General features: G+C 67.5%; 5 protein-coding genes and 2 pseudogenes. 3 read left to right on the top strand and 4 right to left on the bottom strand.

Features of this window, described 5'->3' with window-relative positions; translation table 11 throughout:
* Both VML93_RS14950 and VML93_RS14945 read left to right on the top strand, forming a co-directional pair.
* Positions 1–881, top strand: a pseudogene (locus VML93_RS14950) (acyltransferase); the annotation flags it as partial.
* A 55-nt stretch (positions 882–936) separates the two neighbouring features.
* On the top strand, positions 937–1,149 hold the full coding sequence (locus VML93_RS14945) for a dodecin (protein ID WP_325611746.1): 213 nt from the start codon (positions 937–939) through the stop codon (positions 1,147–1,149).
* Positions 1,150–1,214: 65 nt separating this feature from the next.
* Here the strand turns inward: VML93_RS14945 and VML93_RS14940 are convergent, their stop codons facing one another.
* The 4 genes and pseudogenes from VML93_RS14940 to mutA all read right to left on the bottom strand — a co-directional run bounded on the left by VML93_RS14940 (position 1,215) and on the right by mutA (position 7,679).
* Entirely contained in the window at positions 1,215–2,495 is a 1,281-nt protein-coding gene (locus VML93_RS14940; protein ID WP_325611744.1) for a serine hydrolase domain-containing protein, read from the bottom strand.
* A gap of 51 nt (positions 2,496–2,546) precedes the next feature.
* Positions 2,547–3,547: pseudogene (gene meaB / locus VML93_RS14935) on the bottom strand (methylmalonyl Co-A mutase-associated GTPase MeaB).
* Positions 3,548–3,552: 5 nt separating this feature from the next.
* Entirely contained in the window at positions 3,553–5,805 is a 2,253-nt protein-coding gene (scpA, locus tag VML93_RS14930; protein ID WP_325611742.1) for a methylmalonyl-CoA mutase, read from the bottom strand.
* A gap of 5 nt (positions 5,806–5,810) precedes the next feature.
* On the bottom strand, positions 5,811–7,679 hold the full coding sequence (gene mutA, locus VML93_RS14925; RefSeq protein WP_325611741.1) for a methylmalonyl-CoA mutase small subunit: 1,869 nt from the start codon (positions 7,677–7,679) through the stop codon (positions 5,811–5,813).
* Between the two features lie 169 nt (positions 7,680–7,848).
* Between mutA and VML93_RS14920 the strand changes: the two genes are divergently transcribed.
* Positions 7,849–8,592, top strand: a complete 744-nt coding sequence (locus tag VML93_RS14920; protein WP_325611739.1) for a TVP38/TMEM64 family protein — start codon at positions 7,849–7,851, stop codon at positions 8,590–8,592.
* Positions 8,593–8,639 lie beyond the last annotated feature (47 nt).

The raw sequence follows: 8,639 nt of genomic DNA, 5'->3' as shown, positions 1-8,639 counted from the left end.
ACGCCCTGATGGACGGTGGCGAACCCATCCGGCTGCCGGCCGTCGGCAGCTATGACGAGTACTGCAAGCGCGAGCGCGCGCACAACTCGGCGCTGAGCCTGGACTCCCCCGCGATCCGTAGGTGGGTCGAGTTCTTCGAGAACAACGGCGGATCCCTGCCCTCCTTCCCGTTGCCGCTCGGCGACACGGCACGGCTCAGCACCGGCGACGTCCTCTCGCTACGACTGATGGACGCCGAGCAGACCGCTCGCTTCGAAGCTGCGTGTACCCGCGCGGGCGCCCGGTTCAGCGGCGGGGTGTTCGCGTGCGCCGCCCTGACCGAAAACGAACTCACCGGCGCCGAAACCTATTACGCGGTCACCCCTACCGGCACTCGCAGCACTCCGGCGGAATTCGTCACCAGCGGATGGTTCATCGGCCACATTCCACTGGTCGTACCCGTCGGCTCCTCGTTCGACGAGACCGCGCGCTGCGCCCAAGCCGCCTTCGACTCGAGCACCGACCTGGCCAGGGTGCCGTTCGAGCGGGTGCTGGAGCTGGCGCCCTGGCTGAAAAAGCCACCGCCACGGAACGGCTTTCCCATGCTGTCATTCCTCGATGCCGGTGTGCCGCCGCTTTCTGCCGTCGTTGCGACACAACTGGGCCGGGCGAACACCAGGGTGTTCACCGACGGCAAGGTCGCCGCCCGAGTGTGCATGTGGGTCAACAAGTTCCACGAAGAAACCACGGTCACGGCGTCGTTCCCGAACAATCCGATCGCCTTCGACTCGGTGCTGCGGTACCTCGAGGCGATGAAGTCGGTGTACCTGGCCGTGGCCGAGGGCCGCAGCGAGGTAGCGCACTTGTGCGGCACCTCGCAGCTGCAGCGGCAACCGTCCTGATTGCATTCATATTCAATTCGTCCAGAAGCACTATCGACCGACGTAAGGGGACCCGATGAGCAGCCACACCTACCGCGTAATCGAGATAGTCGGAACCTCACCCGACGGCGTCGATGCGGCCATCCGTAGCGGCCTGGCGCGCGCGTCACAGACCATGCGCGCCCTGGACTGGTTCGAAGTGCAGTCGGTTCGCGGCCATCTGGCGGAGGGATCGGTTGCACACTTCCAGGTGACCATGAAAGTCGGCTTCCGCCTGGAAGATTCGTAGTCCAGATGGTGGCGACCCGCTTCGCCCGGCTGCGCCGCGCTCGCGATCGCCACGAGTCCGGTAGGTCAGCCGGCGACGGCTCCCGGCTCGGCGAACGGGGCACCGAAGTCGGTCACCGGCTCGAAGCCGCGCTTCTTGACCTTCGCCGCCGCCTGGCGCAGCAGGCCGCCGAGGGCCACCATGCCGACATGGTCGGTCAGCACGAACGGTGTCAACAGCCGGTTGTGCACGAACCCGAAGGCGACGCCGGTCGCCGGATCGGCCCAGCCGAGCGAACCTCCCAGCCCGACATGCCCGAAGCCCGGCAAGGCGAACGGCACAGAGTGGTAGCCCAGGTGGAAGCTCAAGGGAACGCCGAGGTTTGAGTCCGGCCGCAGGCTGCGCCGCCCGGCCAGACCCGCAACCAGCTCCCGGGACAGGAATTGGGTGCCGTCCACCTCGCCGTGGTTGGCGATCGCACCGTACATGCGCGCCAGCGCGCGGGCCGTCGCTACGCCGTTGGCCGCCGGCATCTCGGCGTCCAGCATCGCTATCTCACCCTGGACGGAGGCCATGACACCCGGGAAGTACATCGACCGGTACACGCCGAGAAAGCGGTTGGCGACCTTGTTGGTCACGCAGGCGACAACCCGGTTGGCGGCAATGTTCTGGGGCATGATGATCTGGGCGGCCCGGGTCGGTGCTTCGATCGGCGGCCGGCCCAGGTGAAAGCCATCGGTGTCCAACGGCGCCGCAAGCTCCTCACGAAACAGCGTGCGCATGCTCTTTCCGGTGACCGCTCGCGCCAAACCCGACATCAACCACCCGTACGTCAGCGCGTGGTAGGCCTGTTTGCCCAACAGACGTCCCGGTGCGGCCGCAGCAAGCCGCTCTTCCATCATCAGGTGGTCCAGCAAGTGTTCCTGGGTGGCGCCGCGCAAGCCCGACAGGCCGGCCGCATGCCGCATCACCTCACGCACCGTCATGGCCGCCTTGCCGTTGGCCGCGAACTCCGGCCAGTACTGAGCAACCGGGGTGTCGTAGTCGATCAGCCCGCGGTCGGCGAGCCGGTGAATGACGGTGGAGGCCATCCCCTTGGTCGCCGAGAACACCATCGGGGCGGTGTCCGCCGTCCACGGCACGTCTCCGCGCCGGTCAGCCCACCCGGTCCACACGTCAACGGCGGGCTGACCGTCGACATACACCGCCAGGGCCCCGCCACCGAACCGCCGGGCGGGAAACATGCCGGCAAACGCGCGAACGACGCAATCGAAATGTGAGTCCGCCGCGCCGGACACACGATGACCTGCGCCGGGGTCATCGCGAGTAGGGACCGCGCGGAGATCGACTCTGGTATCCGCTGTCACACTTTGAATTTACTTGGATTTCACACGGGGCACGCGCAAACCATTATTAATTTACCTATCCGTTAGCGAGCTGCTGCCCCGAGTATTTGCTGGGCCGCTAGGGCGGGCGTCAGCTCGCCGGCTTTGACCTGACGCTCCACCTCGGCGCGGATCTTGCGGACCTCGGGGTTGGACAGCACGCGGTCCAGCACGGTGTCGCGGACCATCTGCCAGGTCCAGTCAACCTGCTGGGCCCGCCGGCGCGCGTCGAATTCGCCTGCCTCGGTGAGCACTTGGCGATGACGCTGGACGGTGTCCCAAAACTCCGCCAGGCCGGTCTCCTCCACCGCACTCATAGTGAGAACCGGTGGCCGCCATAGTGTTTCGCGCGGATAAATCAGTCTGATGGCCGACGAGAGCTCGCGCGCCGCTGACCGCGCCTCGGCCAGGTGGTTACCGTCGGCCTTGTTCACCACCACGATGTCGGCCAACTCCAGCACACCTTTTTTGATGCCCTGCAACTGATCACCGGTGCGCGCCAGGGTCAACACAGCGAACGTGTCGACCATATTGGCGACTGCAACCTCGGACTGTCCGACGCCGACGGTTTCGATCAGGATCACGTCAAATCCGGCGGCTTCCAACAAGACAACTGTTTCCCGGGTGGCCTTTGCCACGCCGCCCAAAGTTCCCGACGTCGGTGACGGCCGGATGTAGGCGTCCGGATGCACTGCCAGCCGCCCCATTCGGGTCTTGTCGCCCAGAATCGATCCGCCGGTGCGAGTCGACGAGGGGTCCACGGCCAGCACCGCCACCCGGTGCCCCTGCTCGATCAGGTACATGCCCAGCGCATCGATGGCGGTGGACTTGCCCACCCCCGGAACCCCGGTGATACCGACCCGATGGGCCTTGCCGGACTCCGCCGTCAACTCCAGCAGCAGTTGTTGCGCCTGTTCCCGATGGTCGCCGCGGGTGGATTCGAGCAGCGTGATGGCCCGCGGCAGCGCCGCACGATCGCCGCTGCGGATAGCCGTGGCCAGCGCGTCAACGGTGTCGGTGCTTTGGGATGTCATCCCCACTAGCCCAGGTCGTAGCCCAGTCGGCCGGCGAGCTTGTTCAGCAAGCCGATCGCGGCGTCGGCGATCACTGTCCCGGGCGGGTAGATGGCGGTGGCCCCGGCCTGGTACAGCTCGTCGAAGTCACCGGGTGGGATGACACCGCCGACCACGATCATGATGTCGGGCCGGCCCACCTTCGCCAGGGCGTCACGAAGTGCCGGCACCAGCGTCAGATGCCCGGCGGCCAGCGAGGACACCCCCACCACGTGCACGTCGTTGTCCGCGGCCTGGCGGGCCACCTCGTCGGGCGTGGAGAACAGCGACCCGACGTCGACGTCGAACCCGATGTCGGCGAACGCCGTCGCGATCACCTTCTGACCGCGATCGTGACCGTCCTGGCCCATCTTGGCGACCAGAATCCTGGGGCGGCGGCCGTCGGCCTCGGCGAATTTCTCGACCAGCTCGGTAGCACTTGCGATGTTGGAGGCCTTTCCGACTTCGTCACGGTAGACCCCGGAGATGGTACGGATCTCCGCCTGGTGCCGTCCGTACACCTTTTCCAGCGCGTCGGAGATCTCGCCGACCGTGGCCTTGGCCCGGGCAGCGTTGATGGCCAGCGCGAGCAGGTTGTTGCCCAGCCCGTCTTCTCCGGCACGTCCGTGCGCGGCGGCCGCACGGCTCAACTCGGCCAACGCGGCCTCGACCGCCGCGGCGTCCCGGGTTGCCCGCAGCTCCTGCAGTTTGGCCAGTTGCTCGGCGCGCACCCGGCTGTTCTCGACCTTGAGCACCTCGATCTCTTGGTCCTCGTCGACCTGGTACTTGTTGACCCCGACCACCGGCTGCTGGCCGGAGTCGATGCGGGCCTGGGTGCGCGCGGCCGCCTCCTCGATGCGCAGCTTGGGGATGCCGTCGCTGATGGCTTGGGCCATGCCGCCGTGCTCGGCGACCTCCGCGATGTGGGCGCGGGCGCGCTGCGCGAGCTGGTGGGTCAGCCACTCGACGTAGTAGGAGCCGCCCCACGGGTCGATGGGCCTGGTGGTGCCCGACTCCTGCTGCAGCACCAGCTGCGTGTTGCGCGCGATCCGGGCGGAGAAGTCGGTGGGCAGCGCCAGCGCCTCGTCCAGGGCGTTGGTATGCAGCGACTGGGTGTGACCCTGAGTCGCTGCCATCGCCTCGATGCAGGTGCGGGCGACGTTGTTGAAAGCGTCCTGTGCGGTCAGCGACCAGCCCGATGTCTGCGAATGTGTGCGCAACGACCTGGATTTCGGGCTTTGGCTACCGCATTCGGCGACCAGTTCGCTCCACACCAGCCGGCCCGCGCGCAGCTTGGCGACTTCCATGAAGAAGTTCATTCCGATGCCCCAGAAGAAGGACAGCCGGGGCGCGAACTTGTCGATGTCCAAGCCGGCGTCCAGCCCTGCCTTGATGTAGTCCACCCCGTCGGCCAGCGTGTAGGCCAGTTCCAAATCCGCTGTGGCACCGGCCTCTTGGATGTGATAACCGGAGATCGAGATGGAGTTGAACTTCGGCATCTTGGCGCTGGTGTAGCCGAAGATGTCGGAGATGATCCGCATCGACGGCTTCGGCGGATAGATGTAGGTGTTGCGGACCATGAACTCTTTGAGGATGTCGTTCTGTATGGTGCCGGCCAGTTTCTCCGGCGGCACGCCCTGCTCCTCGGCCGCCACCACGTACAGCGCCAGAATCGGCAGCACGGCACCGTTCATGGTCATCGACACCGACACCGTCGATAGGTCGATGCCGTCGAACAGCTGCCGCATGTCGAGAATGGAATCGATTGCCACACCGGCCATTCCGACGTCGCCCTGGACGCGTGGGTGGTCCGAGTCGTAGCCGCGGTGGGTGGCCAGGTCGAAGGCCACGGACAGCCCCTTCTGACCCGCGGCCAGGTTGCGGCGGTAGAACGCGTTGGAATCCGCGGCGGTGGAAAACCCGGCGTACTGGCGAATCGTCCACGGCTGGTTGACATACATCGTCGGGTACGGGCCGCGCACGAAGGGCGGCTCGCCCGGGAAACTGTTCAGCGGGTAGCCCTGCGCCGCGACGGCGGCGCGGTCGGCGGCGATGTAAACCGGTTTGACGTCAATACCTTCCGGCGTCTGCCACTGCAGCTGATCCGGTGTGTAGCCGTGTGCTGACGCGGCCGCTGCGACGTGTTCTGCCACTGCGGCTTCGGTGGACGGCGGCACGGAACGCGTGCCGTGCAACGGGACATCGGCGAAACTGCCGATAACGGGCGTACTGGTCGTCATCGCGGCTAAGCTCCCAACCGGGTGAGCAGATTCGAAAGGGCTTCGACCGCATTGATTTTCGCGGTCAGGAAGTCGTCTGGCCGGTCCTGCGCATCGCCCAGGGCATGCTCCGGTCCGGCCAGGTAAATCCGCTCGATGCCGGCGTTGCGGGCCGCCTGCACAATGGCGGGCACCTCGTCCGGGTAGCGCTTGTCGGTGCCGCAGATGACCGCCACGGTCGGGGAGCCCGCGTCGGCCACGGCCCGGCCGACGGCGGCGGCGTCGACGGTTCCCGGATTTATCGCCTCGATGCCGCCGGACGCCAACAGGTTCGACGCGAACGTCGTGCGGATGTTGTGCTCGGCCAGCGGACCCAGCGGCAGTAGCAGCGCCTGCGGGCGCGCCCCGGTCCGGGCGAGGTAGGCATCCGAACGGTCGCGCAGCGCCTCGAACCCGGCCGCGTAGCGCACCAAGTTGCCGGCTCCCGCCAGCGAATCACTTTGCGGCAGTGCGGGTTCGCCCAGGTTCGGAAACTCGTTGACACCGGTGATCGCGGCCCGGCGATGAGCGATGTCCTCGGCGCGGCGGGCCGAGGTCTCGGCGATCTGCGCGGCGATGAAATCACGGGCGTCGACGAATCCGCCGCGGGACTCGATGGCCCGGAAATGCTGCCAGGCCTGCTGGGCCAGCTGTTCGGTGAGTTCCTCCACGAACCATGATCCGCCGGCGGGATCCAGCACCCGCCCGACATGCGACTCTTCCAGCAACAACAGCTGGGTGTTGCGGGCGATCCGGCGCGCGAAGCTGGTCGCCATACCCGGGAAGCCGCCCGGGATCGCCACATCGAACGCGTACACCAGCACCGTGTCGGCGCCGCCGACGCCGGCACCGAACGCGGCCAGCGTGGTGCGCAACATGTTCACCCACGGGTCGCGCTGGGTCATCATCGGCAGCGATGTCTGCGCGTGCACGACGGCAGCGCCGCCTTGCGGGTCGCCGGCGACCTCGGCGACCCGGGCCCACAGTTGGCGCACGGCGCGCATTTTGGCGATCGTCATGAACTGGTCGTCGTCGGCGGCCAGTCGGAAGCTGATTTGCCCGAGCGCATCGGCAACCGACAGGCCCGCCTCGCTGAGCACGCGCAGGTAGGCCACCGCGGCGGCGATGCTGCCGGCGAGCTCCCAGGCCGCGCTGGCGCCCAGATTGTGGAAGGCCGGCCCGTCGACGGTGATGGCCCGCACTCCGCGCTGCCCGATCGCGCGGGCGGCGACCGCGACCACCTGCTCGACCGGCGGCGCGGCGCGGTCGCTCAGCATCGCGGTCAATGGGTCGGCGCCCAGGTCGACCGACAGCGTCGCGCGCTGGTCGGGCTCCAGGCGGCCGATCAGCGCGAGCAGGATGTCGCAGGCCGCCAGGTAGTCGGCGCCCGCATCGAGGATCACCGGCGCCAGGTTCAGGTACACACCCGCCAGCAGCGCCTCGAGTTGCTGCGGCGGCACGCCGGGATCCCCGACCCGCAGCAGCAGCGCGCTGACCCCGTCGCCCAGCGCGGCCAGCATCGCCGCGTTGGCTTCAGCCGCGGATGCGCCCGGCGAAGGGAACGCCTCGGCGACCTTCCAGCCGGTGTTGACGTCGCGCAATGCAGGGAATGCTGGGCCGCCACGCACATAGGGCCACTCGCCGGGCAGCGGCGGCTCGGGCAGCTCGTCGAGCGCGGTGTAGAGCGCACGCACGGCGAACCCGTCATATGTCGGGGTCTCCAGCAGATGCTCGGGTTGCTCCCCCAAGTCGGCGGGGTCCTTGCGGGTGCTCTTGGCGAGAACACCGGCGACCGCGCTGCGCCAGCGCACGCGAACCTGTTCCAGGTCGGCGAGCTCGGGTACGTCAATGGACACCGATTGCTCCTGTTTCCGCAGCGATACGCAGCGTTTTCGTTCATGCGACTTGCTAATCAGGCTAATTGATGGAGCTGGCCGCAAAAAAGCGCGGAGTCCAGCCGGGCTGTCGGCGAAACGCCAGCCGTGGGGAAGGTCCTGTTCACCGATGACCCGTACCCTGTAGACCGTGACGAGCCTCGCCACCAGCAAAATCGCCGGTACCCTGCGCAGTCTGGGCTGCGCAGTGGGCGCCGCGGCGCGTCAGCTGCCACCGGCACGGACCGTCGGGACAGTGGTGGTTATCACAATCCTCGTGGCGGCGGCGCTGTTGCTTCGGCTGCCCACCGCGGTGGAGTTGCGGGACTGGGCCAAATCGGTAGGCCCCTGGTTCCCGCTGGCGTTTCTGGCCGCGCACATCGTCGTCACGGTGGTGCCGATCCCCCGCACCGCGTTCACGCTGGCCGCGGGTCTGCTGTTCGGCCCCTTGCTGGGCGTGGTGATCGCGGTGGCCGGCAGCACCGCGAGCGCGGTGCTCGCATTGCTGTTGGTGCGTGCCGCCGGCTGGCGGCTCAACCGCCTGTTTCGCCATCGGTCGGTCGACCAGGTGGACGAGCGCCTGCGGGAGCGGGGCTGGCTGTCCACGCTGTCGTTGCGGTTGATTCCTGCCGTGCCGTTCTCGGCGCTGAACTATGCCGCCGGCGCGTCGGGCGTGCGGCTGGTCCCCTATACGCTGGCAACGCTGGCCGGTTTGCTTCCCGGCACTGCCGCGGTGGTGATCCTGGGCGACGCGCTCGCCGGTCACCCCAGCCCGCTGCTGATTCTGGTGTCGGCGTGTACCGGCGCCCTGGGCTTGGCCGGCTTGATCTACGAGATCCGCCACTACCGCCAGCAGCACGAGCCCAGGCCCCAAGTGGCCATCTCTAATTCCTAAGACCCATCTCTAATTCCTAAGACACTGTCCCGCAACAGATTTCCGTA

It is taken from the genome of Mycobacterium sp. (assembly GCF_035499775.1).
Lineage (GTDB): Bacteria > Actinomycetota > Actinomycetes > Mycobacteriales > Mycobacteriaceae > Mycobacterium.
The sequence above is the reverse complement of the archived record's forward strand: the minus strand, read 5'-3'. Positions and strand labels throughout refer to the sequence as shown.

Coding starts and splice junctions, on each gene's coding strand:
- VML93_RS14945 (WP_325611746.1), top strand. CDS start 937: ATGAGCAGCCACACCTACCGCGTAATCGAGATAGTCGGAACCTCACCC.
- scpA (WP_325611742.1), bottom strand. CDS start 5,805: ATGACGACCAGTACGCCCGTTATCGGCAGTTTCGCCGATGTCCCGTTG.